Source organism: Flavobacterium sp. (assembly GCF_049318185.1).
Lineage (GTDB): Bacteria > Bacteroidota > Bacteroidia > Flavobacteriales > Flavobacteriaceae > Flavobacterium.
In genome coordinates this window covers 1-16,263 of the sequence record NZ_JBMOGV010000053.1, presented here as the reverse complement: position 1 = coordinate 16,263, position 16,263 = coordinate 1, and the positions used below count along the sequence as shown (strand labels likewise).

The 16,263-nt window shown below is 34.0% G+C and carries 10 protein-coding genes and 1 pseudogene; 6 read left to right on the top strand and 5 right to left on the bottom strand.

The features are described from left to right. The 4 genes and pseudogenes from ACOYLT_RS06565 to nadC all read right to left on the bottom strand — a co-directional run. A pseudogene (locus tag ACOYLT_RS06565) lies at window positions 1-451 on the bottom strand (primosomal protein N'); the annotation flags it as partial. Window positions 452-461: 10 nt separating this feature from the next. Next, entirely contained in the window at window positions 462-887 is a 426-nt protein-coding gene (locus tag ACOYLT_RS06560; RefSeq protein WP_422853062.1) for a DUF2147 domain-containing protein, read from the bottom strand. Then, window positions 884-1,828, bottom strand: coding sequence for a YihY/virulence factor BrkB family protein (locus ACOYLT_RS06555; RefSeq protein WP_422853061.1), 945 nt, complete (start codon window positions 1,826-1,828; stop codon window positions 884-886). Before ACOYLT_RS06555 ends, ACOYLT_RS06560 begins: the two co-directional genes overlap by 4 nt. Before the next feature lie 10 nt (window positions 1,829-1,838). Continuing rightward, a complete protein-coding gene (nadC, locus tag ACOYLT_RS06550; protein WP_422853060.1) occupies window positions 1,839-2,696 on the bottom strand; it encodes a carboxylating nicotinate-nucleotide diphosphorylase in 858 nt (285 codons plus the stop codon). Between the two features lie 98 nt (window positions 2,697-2,794). On the opposite strand from nadC, the gene ACOYLT_RS06545 reads away from it, so the two are divergent. From ACOYLT_RS06545 to ACOYLT_RS06525, 5 genes are all read left to right on the top strand, one after another. Beyond that, window positions 2,795-3,817 (top strand): quinone-dependent dihydroorotate dehydrogenase, encoded by a 1,023-nt coding sequence (locus tag ACOYLT_RS06545; RefSeq protein ID WP_422853059.1) that lies wholly within the window; start codon window positions 2,795-2,797, stop codon window positions 3,815-3,817. 24 nt (window positions 3,818-3,841) lie between these two features. Then, on the top strand, window positions 3,842-4,708 hold the full coding sequence (locus ACOYLT_RS06540) for a hydroxymethylglutaryl-CoA lyase (RefSeq protein ID WP_422853058.1): 867 nt from the start codon (window positions 3,842-3,844) through the stop codon (window positions 4,706-4,708). Window positions 4,709-4,815: 107 nt separating this feature from the next. Then, a complete protein-coding gene (guaB, locus tag ACOYLT_RS06535; protein WP_422853057.1) occupies window positions 4,816-6,288 on the top strand; it encodes an IMP dehydrogenase in 1,473 nt (490 codons plus the stop codon). Window positions 6,289-6,538: 250 nt separating this feature from the next. Then, entirely contained in the window at window positions 6,539-7,864 is a 1,326-nt protein-coding gene (locus ACOYLT_RS06530; RefSeq protein ID WP_422853056.1) for an ammonium transporter, read from the top strand. Window positions 7,865-8,000: 136 nt separating this feature from the next. Further along, complete coding sequence (locus ACOYLT_RS06525; RefSeq protein WP_422853055.1) at window positions 8,001-9,071, top strand: outer membrane beta-barrel protein; 1,071 nt, start codon at window positions 8,001-8,003, stop codon at window positions 9,069-9,071. A gap of 153 nt (window positions 9,072-9,224) precedes the next feature. Here the strand turns inward: ACOYLT_RS06525 and ACOYLT_RS06520 are convergent, their stop codons facing one another. Beyond that, the gene (locus ACOYLT_RS06520; RefSeq protein WP_422853054.1) at window positions 9,225-14,528 is read right to left on the bottom strand and encodes a T9SS sorting signal type C domain-containing protein; all 5,304 of its coding nucleotides are present in this window, start codon (window positions 14,526-14,528) and stop codon (window positions 9,225-9,227) included. A gap of 793 nt (window positions 14,529-15,321) precedes the next feature. Here ACOYLT_RS06520 and ACOYLT_RS06515 point away from each other — a divergent pair. Next, on the top strand, window positions 15,322-16,263 hold a 942-nt coding region (locus ACOYLT_RS06515), incomplete at its 3' end, for an ABC-F family ATP-binding cassette domain-containing protein (RefSeq protein WP_422853053.1).

The following is a 16,263-nucleotide window of genomic DNA, read 5'->3' as shown; positions in this document are numbered from 1 at the left end:
CAATAATGTTTTGAACCTTTAACGAACTTTGTTGTTGCAATGCTTCATATATCAAAAACTCATCATCCGAAAGTTGCTTTTTATCAACAATAGTTTCGTTTCGCTGCGAGATAATTGTTTCACTTTCTAATAGTAATGCTGATGGTAAAGCACTTCGATACACATCGCCAATGTTACACATATAATAGGAAGCAATCCAAAACCAATGATTGATTTGAAATTCGTTAATAATGGGTTTTTCATCTAGAATTTGATGGATTTCTTTCGCTTCGTAAAGTGTTGGTGCATTTTGATGTAAATCGATTGCAAGTGCTGAGTAGATTTTGTTTTTACCAAAAGGAACTGCAATCCTCATTCCTTTTTTAATGAAAAAATATTCAGCTTCAGAAACCTTGTAAGTAAAAGTTTTAGGAAGTGAAAGCGGAATGACAACTTCAATGAAATAATTCATTTTCTGGTAGTTATTTTTGTCTAATCCATGTTTGTGACCTTCCAAAAAGAGAAATGCCAATATAACCCCGAACTGTCAATTTATCTATTCCTTCCAAAGAAATTTTACAGTTATAAGAACTTCCGTTCTTTGGGTCTGTAATTTTTCCTCCATCAAAAACTTTCCCACTTTTTTTTAACCCTTTTATTATAATTAAACCTAAAATTGGTTTGTTTTTATCTTCTCCTTCACATTTTTCACATTTGCGATTCCTGTGTTCCGACTCAAAAATTTCAATAATCTTCCCGAATATTTTCCCTTGTTTTTCAAAAATCTCGACTATGCTTTTTTCTTTTCCAGTTTCGTCGTCAATCGTTTTCCATTTCCCAAGAATAGTTTGTGAAAAACTCATTTGGCTTATAAAGAATATAAAAATATAAAGTTTTTTTAGTTTCATAGTGTATCAAGTTCTTTTTGTTTTTCTCTTTTAATATAACGAATTGAAGCATTTAAATCAAATCCTAAAAGCAATACCATGCAATTAATCCAAAGATAAAACATGATAATGAGTAAAGTTCCTATTGAACCATAAAGTTCATTGTATTTTGAAAATTTCACAACCCAAATCCCAAAGAAATAGGAAGATATAATAATTAAAATTGTTGTAAATACTGAACCTATTGATATGAATGTTCTATTTTTCTCTCTTTTGACTCCAAATTTAAACAACAAAGAAGTGGCAATTAAAATCATTAGAATAACAAAACAATATCTTCCAATTTCTATCAATTGTATTTTTTCAGACAAAACATCTTGAATTTTAGTTATTTGAATAAAAACTTCAAAAATTACTATAGCCGCTACAGTTATAATCAGTAATAAAGCAAGTAAAAGTGAAAGTATTAGAGAAACTATATATTGTCTTATAAATTTTCTTTTTAATGAAATGTGAAAATGGTGAGAACTTTCAAAACCACCAAGAATAGCATTAACTCCATTTGTCATTAAAAAAATAGCCATCAAAAATCCGGTAGAAAGTAAACCGCTATGGCTATTATGCAAAATATCATTTATAATTTTATATATAGCATCATAAGTTGTTGGAGGAACACTTTCCTGAACAAATCCTAAGAAATCATTCTGAAATCCGGAAATTGGGATGTAAGGAATAAGATTTAAAATAAAAAGTGCAAAAGGAAAAAGAGCCATAAAAAAACTAAAAGCTATGGCTGCGGCACGATAGGATATTTCTCCTTTAATAATCCCAACAATATATAAATCGAGTAATTCATACAAAGACAATCCGTGAAGCCAAGGCAGTTTTATTTTTTTTAGCAAAAAAACAAACTGTTTAATTACCGGTAAATTATTGATTTTCTCTTGTGTAACTTCAGACATTAAATTCGTTTTAAAATGCTTTTAAACTTAAATCCATATTATAAACTGAATGTGTTAATGCACCAGAAGAAATAAAATCAACACCACATTCCGCATACTGACGAATGGTTTTTTCATTTATATTTCCTGAACTTTCTGTCAAACATGTATCACCAATTAACTCAACTGCTTTTCGAGTATCATCAAAATTAAAATTATCAATCAGAATTCTATAAACTCCTTCATTGGCAATTATTTCCTGTATTTCGTCAAGATTTCTGGCTTCAACAATTATTTTTAAATCGAGATTGTTTTGTTTTAAAAATGCTTTGGTTTTTGTAATTGCATGAGAAATTCCACCGGCAAAATCATTGTGATTGTCTTTTAGCATAATCATATCATACAAAGCAAAACGATGGTTTTCACCACCACCAATTTTCACAGCCCATTTCTCACAGGCACGAAAACCTGGAGTCGTTTTCCTTGTGTCTAATATTTTGGTTTTTGTGCCTTCTAAAAGTTTCACACATTGATTTGTCTTTGAAGCGATAGCCGACATTCGTTGCATCGAATTCAATACTAATCGTTCCGCTTTTAAAATAGATTGTGAGCTTCCAGAAACATGAAAAACGATATCACCATGTTTGACTTGTGAACCATCTTGAATAAAAACTTCAACTTCTAAAATGGGATCTACATTCTCAAAAATCATTTTAGCAAATTCAACTCCAGCGATAATTCCAGTATCTTTAACTAAGAGTTTCGCTTTACCTTTAGCAGATTCTGGAATACAAGCCAAGGAACTAAAATCACCAGATCCAATATCCTCACGAATGCCGTTTTGAATAATTAAATCAAGTTCGTTTTGAAACTGTTTCTCTGAAATCATTTTGTAACAATTGATTGGCTAAATTAGCATTTAATTTACGGATTTAAAAATGAAAATTGAATTTGAATTTCTATTTTTGCACAACAACACAACAACTCATGTATAAATTACTCATTCGTCCTATTTTATTTTGGTTTGATCCAGAAGAAGTACATCACTTTTCTTTTAGTTTTATCAAATTTATATCCAAAATTCCTTTTATTCCATCTATATTAAAATCGATTTATGAAGTAAAAGATACTCGCTTGGAACGTAAAGTTTTTGGACTAAAATTTAAAAATCCTGTTGGACTTGCTGCTGGTTTTGACAAAGATGCAAAATGCTATAAAGAACTTTCTAACTTTGGTTTCGGATTTATAGAAATTGGAACTTTAACACCAAAACCTCAGGACGGAAATCCAAAAAAACGTTTGTTTCGATTAAAAGAAGACAGCGGTATCATTAATAGAATGGGTTTCAATAACGGTGGTGTTGATGCAGCTGTTTTACGATTAATGCAAAATAATGGTGTTTTAATTGGAGGAAATATTGGGAAAAATAAAGTCACGCCCAATGAAAATGCAACTAATGATTATTTACTATGCTTTGATACTTTGTTTGACTATGTCGATTATTTTGTTGTGAATGTTAGCTCTCCAAACACACCAAATCTTAGAGAACTTCAGGAAAAAGAACCACTAACAAATCTCTTGCAAGATTTACAAAATTCAAATTCCAAAAAGCAGTTTCCAAAGCCAATATTGTTGAAAATCGCTCCAGATTTGACAAATGAACAATTATTAGATATCATTGATATTGTCAAAACAACTAAAATCGCTGGTGTAATTGCTACTAACACAACAATTTCTAGAGAAAATTTACAATCAGACAACAAAACAGAAACTGGAGGTTTATCTGGAAAACCATTAACCAATCGTTCAACTGAAGTCATTCGTTTTCTTTCTGAAAAAAGTAATAAAGCATTTCCAATCATTGGTGTTGGAGGAATTCATTCTGCCGAAGATGCTATTGAAAAACTAGAGGCCGGAGCATGTTTATTGCAATTATACACAGGTTTTATTTATGAAGGACCAAAATTGGTAAAAGAAATCAACAAAGCGATACTTAAAAAATCTTACTAACTTAGTTACACCAAACCAACAAAATTGAAATCACCAATAAAAATCATAGAATGTCCACGTGATGCCATGCAAGGTATCAAAACTTTTATCCCGACCGAGAAAAAAGTGGATTATTTACAAGCATTGCTTCGCGTTGGTTTTGACACGATTGATTTTGGAAGTTTTGTTTCGCCAAAAGCGATTCCTCAAATGCAAGACACTGCAGAAGTTTTGGCACAATTGGATTTATCGCAAACACAGAGTAAATTATTGGCTATTATTGCCAATACACAAGGTGCACAGTTGGCTTCAGTTCACACAGCAATTCAGTATTTAGGTTTTCCTTTTTCCATTTCTGAGAATTTCCAAATGCGAAATACCCACAAAACTATTGCTGAAAGTTTAATCACACTTCAAGAAATTTTAGAAATTGCCGATGCGTCGAACAAAGAAGTTGTGGCTTACCTTTCGATGGGATTTGGAAATCCGTATGGAGATCCTTGGAATATAGAAATTGTAGGTGAATGGACAGAACGATTGGCTAATATGGGTGTGAAAATATTGTCGCTTTCAGACACAATTGGAAGTTCAACACCAGGAGTCATTGATTATCTGTTTTCTAATTTAATTCCAAAATATCCAAAAGTAGAGTTTGGAGCTCATTTGCATACCACAACAGATAAATGGCATGAAAAAATTGATGCTGCCTATAAATCGGGTTGCAAAAGATTTGATGGCGCAATTCAAGGGTTTGGTGGTTGTCCAATGGCAAAAGATGATTTAACGGGTAATATGCCAACAGAAAAACTCCTCTCCTATTTTACAACCCAAAAAGAAAATACCAATATAAGTCCTATGAGTTTTGAAAGTGCTTATAATGAAGCTTCAAAAATTTTTAATCAATATCATTAAAGTTAAAAACTTCGTAAATCGTAATTCTAACTTCTAACTTTTACACTATATTTGTACGCAATTTAACTACAACACTGAACCTAGTTCAGCATAAACTACAAATTGCAATGAACACATACAACTCAAAAATCATCAGCGAAGGTTTAACTTATGATGACGTGCTCTTGGTTCCCAACTTTTCTGATGTACTTCCAAGGGAGGTAAATATACAGTCAAAATTCTCGAAAAACATTACCCTTAATGTCCCTGTAGTATCAGCCGCTATGGATACTGTTACAGAAAGCGCTATGGCTATAGCTATGGCTCAAGAAGGCGGCATTGGAGTACTGCATAAAAACATGACTATCGAACAACAAGCTGCTAAAGTACGAAAAGTAAAACGTGCAGAAAGTGGTATGATAATCGATCCTGTTACTTTACCTCTTACAGCAACTGTATTAGATGCTAAATCTGTTATGAAAGAATTTGGCATAGGCGGAATTCCTATAGTTGATGACAATAAAATTTTAAAAGGAATAGTAACCAACAGAGATTTGCGCTTTGAAAAAAATAATTCTCGTCCTATTGTAGAAGTTATGACAAGTCAAAATCTTATAACTGTTGCAGAAGGAACGTCTTTAGAGCAAGCAGAAGTTATTTTACAAGGAAATAAAATTGAAAAACTTCCTGTTGTAAATACAGATTATAAATTAGTTGGTTTAATTACTTTTAGAGACATTACTAAACTTACTCAAAAACCAATAGCTAATAAAGATTCTTTCGGGCGATTGCGTGTAGCTGCTGCTATTGGAGTAACTTCAGATTCACTTGAAAGAGCAGCTGCATTAGTGAATGCAGGAGTAGATGCCATAGTAATTGATACTGCTCATGGACATACCGAAGGAGTGGTTACTGTTTTGAAAAATATAAAATCGAAATTTCCTAATATTGATGTAATTGTAGGGAATATTGCTACTCCAGAAGCTGCTAAATATTTAGTTGAAAATGGTGCTGATGGTGTGAAAGTAGGTATTGGCCCAGGCTCTATTTGTACTACTCGTATAGTGGCTGGAGTTGGTTTTCCCCAGTTTTCTGCAGTCTTAGAGGTTTCAACAATATTAAAAGGTACTGGAATACCAGTTATTGCCGATGGTGGAATTCGTTATACTGGAGATATACCTAAAGCTATTGCTGCTGGTGCAAGTTCTGTGATGCTAGGTTCACTCCTAGCTGGAACCAAAGAAAGTCCTGGTGAAACTATTATATTTGAAGGCAGAAAATTCAAGTCTTATCGTGGTATGGGTTCTGTTGAGGCAATGCAAGAAGGATCAAAAGATCGGTATTTTCAGGATGTTGAAGATGATATCAAAAAATTAGTACCAGAAGGTATTGTTGGTAGAGTTCCTTACAAAGGAGAACTAAACGAAAGTATGCAGCAATTTATCGGTGGACTTCGTGCCGGAATGGGTTATTGTGGGGCCAAAGATATTCCTACATTACAAGAAACAGGGCGCTTTGTGCGTATTACGTCAAGTGGAATAACTGAAAGTCATCCGCATAATGTTACTATAACAAAAGAAGCTCCTAATTATTCTAGATAATTTAAATTAAATTTAAAAAAACATAAAAAGGCTTAAGTTCACTACTTAAGCCTTTTTATTATTTAAAAAACAAATTTTCAAACTAGTAAAGATTGTTAAATTATAAATTTTTATAATTTTATTACACATACCCCATATTATTTTAGGGTATAAATCAATAATTTAATAAAAATTTTATAATTTAAACTTTTTTTATGGGGGGTATTGTTAGTTTTATATATTTTTACGAAAATTTTAAATATAAAACATAATGAGAAAAATTATTTTAAGTGTTATTCTAATAACGGTTTTAGTGTTATCGATTTTTTCGATTTTTTTATTTCCAGAAGGAACAAAATTAGGAGCTCATATTGTAGATCTTAAATTAGATACTGGAGATACTGCTTGGATGCTTGTTGCAACTGGTCTTGTATTATTGATGACACCGGGTCTTGGATTCTTTTACGGAGGAATGGTAGGCAAGAAAAATGTAATTAGTACTGTTCTTCAAAGCTTTATGGCTATGGTGATAGTAACTGTTTTATGGGTTGTTATTGGATTTGGACTTTGTTTTGGCCCCTCTATTGGAGGTTTTATTGGTGACCCCACATCAAATTTGTTTTTTAATGGAGTAAGTGCTAATACTGCTTGGGAATTGGCTCCTACTATTCCATTTATTTTATTTGCTTTATTTCAAGCGAAATTTGCAATCATTACACCTGCTTTAATAACAGGAGCATTTGCAGAACGTGTACGTTTTTGGGCTTATTTGTTATTCATGGTTTTATTTATAATTTTCGTGTATGCCCCTTTATGTCATATGACTTGGCATCCTGATGGTATTTTCTTTGGATGGGGTGTATTAGATTTTGCTGGCGGAACAGTTGTACACATGAGTGCAGGGTGGGCTGCACTTGCAGGTGCAATGTTTTTAGGGAAAAGAAAAGTTCAAAAAACAAATCCTGCTCGTATCACTTATGTTTTATTGGGAACCGGTTTATTGTGGTTTGGTTGGTTCGGTTTTAATGCTGGCTCAGCTGTTGGTTCTAGTAGTCTTGCTGCTCAAGCTCTGGGAACTACTACTGTTGCTGCCGCTGCTGCTGCAATGGGTTGGGTTTTCCTTGATAAAATTCTTGGTCACAAACTTTCTGCAATGGGAGCTTGCATAGGTGCCGTTGTTGGATTGGTTGCTATTACTCCTGCTTCTGGTTTTGTTACCATGCCTTCTGCTCTTGCTATTGGTTTTATAGCTAGTGTTGTAAGTAACCTTGTAGTTAGTAATTTTCCAAAAGGGAAAATCGATGATGCTTTAGATGTATTTGCTTGTCACGGTGTCGGCGGAATGGTTGGTATGCTCTTAACTGGTGTATTTGCCTCAAAATCTGTAAACGCTATTGTTGGTGACAATCAAGGTTTAATATATGGTGATACTACTTTGTTTTTAATTCAATTAAAAGCATTAGTACTAGTATCAATATTCGCTTTCTTGGTATCCTATGCCCTATTCTTTATCGTTAATAAAATAACACCTCTGCGTGTAAGCGAAGAGAAAGAAGAACTTGGACTAGACATCACACAACACGGTGAATTTCTCTAAATAAATTATTTAAAATCAAACTTATTTACTGTAAATATTTTCAACAACATCTTTTTACCCCAGATGTTGTTGATAGTATTTTCTATTGTCCAAATCTAAAAAAAATCATTACTAATTAACTTTTAAAAAAAAACACATGAAAACAATTACAACAATTTTTAAAAACAATTTTTTCCAAATAACAGGTTTTTGCCTATTGGCTCTATATTCCGCTAATGCACAAGAAGGCACAACAATATTAACCGGAACTACTTTCGCAGGATCTGCTGATTTCTATTATAAATATGACTTTGCAGAAGTAGATAACAGTTACACCAGTTTCACACATTCCCACGATTCCTATGAAATTGGAATGGCTTCCATCGAAGCTTCTCACAAATTAGGTAAAGCTTCCCTATTTGTTGATTTAGGTTTTGGTTCAAGAGCAAGTGAGTTTACATACAACGATGCTGCCAATACTTTTATGATTAAACAAATGTATATTACCTATGATTTTTCACCAAGTTTTAAAGTAACAGCTGGTAGTTTTGGTACTCACATCGGATACGAATTAGTAGATGCAGTAGATAACAAAAACTACAGTATGTCCTATGCTTTTACAAACGGACCATTTTTCAATACAGGAGTTAAAGCTCAATATACCTCTGGAAAATATAGCTTTATGGCTGGAATTACTAACCCGACAGATTTTAAAACTGCTGGCGAGGCAGGATCTAAAAATAAAACTTTTATTGGTCAAATTGGTTATGTTGCAGACAAAGGTAGTGCTTACCTGAATTTCACTTCGGGAAGCGCTAATCCTGCATCTGATAAAAACAAAACCCAATTTGATTTTGTTGCAAGTAGAAAGTTGAATACTAATTTGACACTAGGTTTCAATGGAACGTATGCTATGGTTACGGATGATAATGACAGTGATCTTGATGCTAACTGGTTTTCACTTGTAGGTTATCTAAACCATGCCTTTAAAGGCAAATGGAGTGCAGCTTATAGATTAGAATATTTTGATGACAAAGATGGCGCAATATATACAGCAATGCCTGGCATCATTGGCAATACGCTATCTTTTAATTATAAAGAAGGGAACTTTACTTTTATTCCTGAAGTTAGGTTTGATTCTTCATCAGAAGCTATTTTTAATAAAAAAGATAGTAGCGCAACAGGCTCATCTGCATATGTTTTATTAGCAACAACCTATTCTTTTTAAAAAATACAATAACCAAAACAACCCAAATTATAAAGGCATAAGTTTAATTACTTGTGCCTTTATTTATTAGGTTTACAAATAAAAAGAACGTTCTCATTACTAATAGCGATACCGTTTTTATTCTTTGTTATTTTCTCTTTGTTCTATGTTCTTTTACAGAATAATTTTTCTTGAAATTGTCATTCCATTTTCCAACTTTATTTTTACAATTAATGTTTGTTGGCTCATAGTAATATTAGATGTTACAAAATTAGTATTACTAATTGCTTTTGCAAAGAACAATTGCCTGCCTAACAACTCGTATACTGTTACTTCTTGTATATTTTCAATAGAGGACTTAATCGTTAATTCACCATGATTACCTGCAACGATAATACTATTTTCGATATTGACAAAATCAGGATTTCCTAGAGCTTGATTTGTATATCGCAATACAAATCTATCGCTAAATTTCCCTGCAGTCGTCGAAAAACTATATGGGTTTTGTCTTAAATCATAAATTAGATTTAATTCTTTATCTTCTAAATAGATGGTTTGACCTTGTTCAAACAAGCCATCAACAGCAGCAATAGCAATTTTATAATCTCCCGCTGATAAAATATTAACTCCTATATTAACCTGGTCGTTCTGGTCAAAAGGCATTGGTCTTCCTTGAATGTTTAACGTTTTATCTTCAACCAAAGAATAAATATTAATTTCGTTATCAATGCCTCTTTGTGCATCATACATTCTATCTAGTCCAAGAGTTGCTTCAGTAGCATAGCCAATTAAAGTTCTTACCGATTGATTATTAGCATCTACCAAATCCAACCATATTCGATGTTTTTCATCCACTTGTGATGTTCTATAAAATTGACTATTGTCAATTGTTTTACTACGCATCGAATTTTTAAAAGTCACTGTCTCACCACTTACTGCTTCTCCATCATTCATGCATACAAAGAAACCTTGACCAGCTGCGATTGACTGTGATAAAGGACCACTTGATGCTCCCATAGAATTGTATGTAAAATAATCGCTGAAGTAATTAGCAGCAAAAGAACCATAAAATGGATTTACAGTACTTGTAGGCGAATTGGTATGAGTCCACAAGTAAACAAACCCTTCTATGTTTGGATTGTTCGTAGCTTTTAAAAACTCAATAGGGTCAATAGCTGATGGATATGGATTTCCTAGTAAATTCCAGTTGTCATCAAAATTGGTTACAGTACTGTTATTAGTAGTTAAAAGTGGACCAAAAGTTGTTTGATTTTCACCTCTTGAAACAGTAGCTGTTATTATACCATTGTTAGGAACTCCTGTAAAAACTGCAGGGATATCTGTTGCTGCCATGCCATAAGAACTTGACCCTCTAACGATATAACCTTTTCCAGGGTTCATGACGCCAAATGCTGGCTCCCAGTTTCCTGAAGTAAAGATAGGGCTTGGGCTATTAACATTGTTTGCTAATGGATTCCAAAAATATTTAAATCCTGGTGATGGGCTACTATATATCGTACTTATATCCTGCCCTGTAACCGGCGAGCCCCAATACACATAATCATAACCTTTAATACCTGTTGCAGTTCTATTATATATAATATTACCCGTATTATTTCCATTGAACTCCCCTACACCATTGGCAATATCATCAACTTGAATTAATTGACCATTGTTTTTGATTTCAAAAGTAGCTCCTGTTGCCGCAACATTAACTGATTTTTTAACTTCAATTACTTCATCTGCTTTTATCACAAAATTACTGGCATTTACATTCAAGTCACCATTCAGTAAAGTAGGAGAACTTAACAATGATTTTATACCAGTGCCTGATATAATTACATTGTTGTAGGTCATTGCTACTCCTGAATTAGCGACGCCCATAAAAGTCTGATCTGCACCACCATATTCAACAGTGCCTGTTTCATTAACCACTGCTGTCATAGCAAATTTTGGGAGAGCGCCTATTAGTTTCAAAGTACCAGCTATAGTCAAAGTACCAGCTAGGGTAGTTCCAGTTCTTTGAAATACATTTATTCCTGGGAATGGTACTGTTGAATCAGCACTAGATATAAGTGTCGTCCCAGTTCCTATTGTTATATCCCCAAAACCAGCTGTTCCTGTATCCGCGCTTATAACTGCTCCTGATACTGTACCGGTTACTAAATTAAAGTTGGTGCATTTAACATTAGTAGCAAAAGTAGCTACCTGACTATTGTTTGCCATATTAATTTGTAATGGGAATACCCCTGATGAAGGGGTTGTTATTGTCGCACCCCATTCTCCACTATTAAAAACAGTTCTTGTAGTTCCTACAATGCTTACTTTTCCACCTGTTGTTGCAGTAAATGGATAGATATTATATCCACTACCCCAACTTATTCCGGGAACAGTCCCAATGGGAGCATAATAATTTCTCATCTTTCCATTAACACTTAATGTATGTGATGCAAGTGCTATTTTACCCAAATTTGTAGAACTGTTTGCATTTATTGTATTTGTAACTATATTCAAATCTTTGCACGCTTCATTCTTTGTTAACGTAACGGTATGCCCGCTTTGAATATATACAGTATTAAAAGCAGTTGGTGTCTGCGTCGCATTTCCCCAACCTGTTGAACCATCTACAGAACTTTCCCAAGTTGACGCTGCGTTCCAACTCCCCGAAGTTATGCTCCTATAAAAATCCGTATTTTGAGTTATATTTATAGTACCACTAGTTGCAGTTGTCAAACTTCCAGAAGTTGTTATGATAGTATAAACAGTCGCTGTATCAAATTGTGCTGTATTAAAAGTAGCTACACCAGCAACAGCAGCAACAGTTAATGTTCCTGATAAAATTCCCGATCCTGTTGCAATGGCAATAGTTATATTCCCTGTAAAGGTATTATCAACAGAATTATTCGGTCGCCGAGCTTCTACTGTAAAAGAAGCTATATTCACCCCAACAAAACCAGTTGCAGGTACTCCAACAAATGCTAATTGTGAAGCAGCAGGTAACACCGTAAATAAACTACTTGTTCCTGCAGTCAAAGTGTCTCCACTTGTTCTCGTAGCTGTAAGTGTTACTGTATGTAGGGCACTTGCAGTAGGAAGAATTACGCCTGTTACTGTAATGGTGCTTGTTCCTGCTGGGATTGTACCTGTTATAGTTCCTGCAATTGCACCTGCAGCGCCATTTGTACTTATGGTAAAAGCAGTATTGACAACTACATTTGAAAAATCATTATAAACATCCTGAGAACGAATCGTTATGCTAAAACCGACACCAGCGGTTGGTGAGGTTGGTGTTATAGCTGTGATTACCAATTTGGTTGCGACAGATGTAAACGCATTGTCTTTACCAATAGCAAAATACTGAGTTCCTGTTGTTAAATCGCTCGGCGAAGTGTTGGCTGTTGATGTTGCAGTAAATGGGTTGGAGCCTGATAAAGTTGCCCCAACTTGTGACCATGATGTCCCATTGTAAAATCCAATATAAGGTGTCGTTGCTGCTGCAAAACCAGTATCCGGTTCACCCGTGTTGTATTGTGCAACTACTGCTAAAACACTATTTCCAGCAACTGCTTCAGTGGTTACCCAACTTCTTCTAACTGTTTTTGTATTACTTGTTCCTGTGGTGATAGCACCATCAACTACTCGAACACCATATGTATCGGACGTTCCTATGTTTGTAAAAGTAATTGGATTATAAGCTGAGTTTCCTACAGGGAACAGCACAGCACTTCCTACTACTATTTTTTTAAACTGCCCTGTGCTATTGGTTACCACATAATTTGAAGTAGTAGCCCCGGAAACAGTTCCAACAAGCGTTAAATCGGATGTGCCTAAAGTAATTTTACCCGAAGTAAATACTAAATTTTGATTGACGGTTATATTGTTATTTAAAGACAACCCTCCTGCTCCGTTAATGTTTAGATAATCAAAGGTTGTAGTACCTGTGAGTGATTGAGCTGTTGAACCTGTAAAATTTACGGCACGTAAATTTGGTGAAAAAGTTCCTGTTCTGGTCCAATTACCCCCAACAAATAAATCCCCAAAAACAGCATTCCCTAAAGATAAATTCCCTGAAATTGTTATGTTTCTTCCAACGGATAATGACCCACTCTTGTTAAAACCACCATAATCCATATAGAGGGAAGAGCCTGCATCAATAATCAAATCTCTATTTAAACCAAGATTAGAAGAAAACGCTGCTGCCCCTGTGTTTGGAAAATCTAAAGTAGTGTTGTTACTCATTTGAATATCATTTGGATAACCCGGAGTTGTTCCTATAGTTGCTGCTGTGGTTGTCCATTCAAATCCTCTTCCATAATAACCGTTAATATTGTATCGCAATAACGATGAAGCGCCATAAATAGGTGAATTGTTAAAATACCCTCCTCCGTTTATCTGACAGGTTCCATTTAAAGTCAATGAACAAGAAGTTAAAGTAACTGCTGCTGCAGTAGTAAAAACACCTGTAACCGTTCTGCTAGCAGAATTCATCGTTAATCCGCCTTGCAACACATTTACATTTACTGGGCCACTAGTGGCCGGCCAAAACACATCGCCGTTGTTGACCACATACGCAGAACCTGATTTGTTAAGGTTTAAAGTTCCCGCACTTCCGTAAACAAAATTGGTGCTATTGGTTGTGGTTGCCCAACCGCCGGTTTCTATTTGAAATGTTCCGTTTACAATTGTTGTTCCGTCTGCAGTATACGTAAAAGCACCTGTTGACAAACTAGCACCAGCAATTATTGTAGTTGTTTTTCCTGTGTTTCTTGTGATAGCACTAGCGGGGTAAATTCCATCATTTACATTGGTTACCGCATGATTGATAAAAACATTGTCAGCAGCGGTTGGCACAACGCCACCTATCCACGTAGCCGGATTGTTCCAGTTTCCGTTTGCGGTAGTGGTTATTCCTATTGGTGTTACAGTTCCAGATATTATAACATCATCAAGCCTAAAAACTCCACCGCCTGAACTTGCTCTTGAGCCATTAAGCCATCCCTGAATTTTTATTACTGCAGAAGAAAGATTGGTTTGACCAGAAACGGATTGGTTTACTGTTAGCAATGAGGAGTCTGGTGAATTAACCGAATAAATATCTGTTGAACCAATTGCAAACCCAACCACTGATGGACCAGCTGTTGTTGTGTAAGATCTAAATGAAATATTGGTAATGTTTATTACATACCCTGCAGAAGGTGTAATAGTAAAAGTAAAATTTTTTGCTGTAGCTTGAGTTCCTGCAGTCCAACCAGCTGTTTCCTCAATATAGGGTTCACTTGGAAAATAAGCCCCAAATGTAATATTTGTTTCTATTGTACCAGCAGACAATGCCATATCTGTAACTGTGACATTTATGTCTTTGACACTAACGACTAATGAACTTGCTGCAGGGAAATCAAACTGTGCAATCTGTCCATAAGAGCTAACCGAATTCAATACTAAAACAAAAAAAGCAACGAGTAATAATCTAAATTTCATACAATGAATTGTCATATAGTTCCATAGTCCTTAGTGGCGTGTAGTGGCGCAACAAAAAAAGGCAAGACTTTAACGTAGAAATAGGAAAAACAAAGCTACATCTAAATTACTAAAACTACAATAAGTTCACTTTAAAAAAATATTAATAAATAGCTTTATTTTTGAACAATTTTGCTAACATGCTATAAATTAGCGTTTTTATCATGTTTTTGGATAAAAAGATATTGCAGTCACTACTTTTTTGAGGTTTCTCACACTATTTTATACTGTTAAATTGTATTTAAATATATATGTTTGCTATCCTAAAAGTGCCATTTGCTATGAGCGAAAAACTAACAGTAACTGAAGCCCAACTCAAACTAGAATATTATTGTCCTTATAAGGAGCGATGCCTTCAAAAAGTAGTTTATATGATTTGGGCAACAAATCAAATGAGATAGATGCCCTTGTGTTGCAGAGAAAGATTATAATATTAAATCCACCTATCCACTTTCTGATTTAAAGCTAGAAAATTGTTTTCATTTAAAAGATAAAAAGTTTATATAATTTTAGTTAAATACTCAACATATGTTTTAGGTAATAAAACTATAAATGGATATTAATTTGAATAGTAACAAATACGAAATAAATAAAATCCGTTTCGGTCAATTTTTAAAGTTTAATAATTTTAGAAATGTATCTTTGCCCAACTGAGAGAAAAATTATTTGTTTTTTGATATAAAAATTACCCTCACAAATCACCACACAAATTTTAAAAATCTCATAACTTATTAAAAATAAATAAATTAACATTTTGAATTACTTATCAGTAGAAAATATATCTAAATCCTTTGGAGAACGAACGTTGTTTGAAAACATATCTTTTGGCATTAACAAAGACCAAAAAATTGCCTTCATTGCCAAAAATGGTTCAGGAAAAACTTGTATAATGAATATTATCAATGGTGAAGATGAACCCGACACTGGTCAAGTTGTTCTTAGAAAAGGATTGAAAATGGCTTTTCTTTCTCAGAAAAATAATCTGCAAGATGAATTGACTATAGAGGAAAGTATTTTTGCCTCTGGTAATGAAATCCTCCACATTATTGAACAATATGAAAAAGCATTGGAAAACCCTGAGGACGAAGAAAAATACCAACTAGCATTTGATGAAATGGATCGCCACAATGCTTGGGACTTCGAAACACAATTCAAGCAAATTTTATCTAAATTAAAGCTAGATGATTTAAAACTTAAAGTTAAAAGTCTTTCAGGCGGACAAAAGAAAAGACTGTCATTGGCAATAATTCTAATTAATCGGCCAGATTTATTAATCTTGGACGAACCTACAAATCACTTGGATTTAGAAATGATTGAATGGTTAGAAAGTTATTTTGCTAAAGAAAACATTACATTGTTTATGGTAACTCACGACCGTTTCTTTTTGGAACGTGTTTGTAACGAAATTATCGAACTAGACAATGGAAAATTATACCAATACAAAGGTAATTATTCTTATTATTTGCAAAAAAAAGATGAGCGAATTGCCATGGAAAATTCTACAATTGATAAAGCTCAAAACCTTTTTACCAAAGAATTGGCATGGATGCGACGTCAGCCAAAAGCAAGAACAACCAAATCGAAATCAAGACAAGACGATTTTTATAAAATCAAAGAAGTTGCAGAAAGTCGCAGAAAAGAAAATGTTGTTGAGCTCGAAATAAATATGGAGCGAATGGGCAGCAAGATTATTGAA

Bases quoted from the DNA above. Each gene is read 5' to 3' on its own strand.
- ACOYLT_RS06530 (WP_422853056.1), top strand. From the start codon at position 6,539: ATGAGAAAAATTATTTTAAGTGTTATTCTAATAACGGTTTTAGTGTTA.
- ACOYLT_RS06545 (WP_422853059.1), top strand. From the start codon at position 2,795: ATGTATAAATTACTCATTCGTCCTATTTTATTTTGGTTTGATCCAGAA.
- guaB (WP_422853057.1), top strand. From the start codon at position 4,816: ATGAACACATACAACTCAAAAATCATCAGCGAAGGTTTAACTTATGAT.
- ACOYLT_RS06560 (WP_422853062.1), bottom strand. From the start codon at position 887: ATGAAACTAAAAAAACTTTATATTTTTATATTCTTTATAAGCCAAATG.
- nadC (WP_422853060.1), bottom strand. From the start codon at position 2,696: ATGATTTCAGAGAAACAGTTTCAAAACGAACTTGATTTAATTATTCAA.
- ACOYLT_RS06520 (WP_422853054.1), bottom strand. From the start codon at position 14,528: ATGAAATTTAGATTATTACTCGTTGCTTTTTTTGTTTTAGTATTGAAT.
- ACOYLT_RS06555 (WP_422853061.1), bottom strand. From the start codon at position 1,828: ATGTCTGAAGTTACACAAGAGAAAATCAATAATTTACCGGTAATTAAA.
- ACOYLT_RS06525 (WP_422853055.1), top strand. From the start codon at position 8,001: ATGAAAACAATTACAACAATTTTTAAAAACAATTTTTTCCAAATAACA.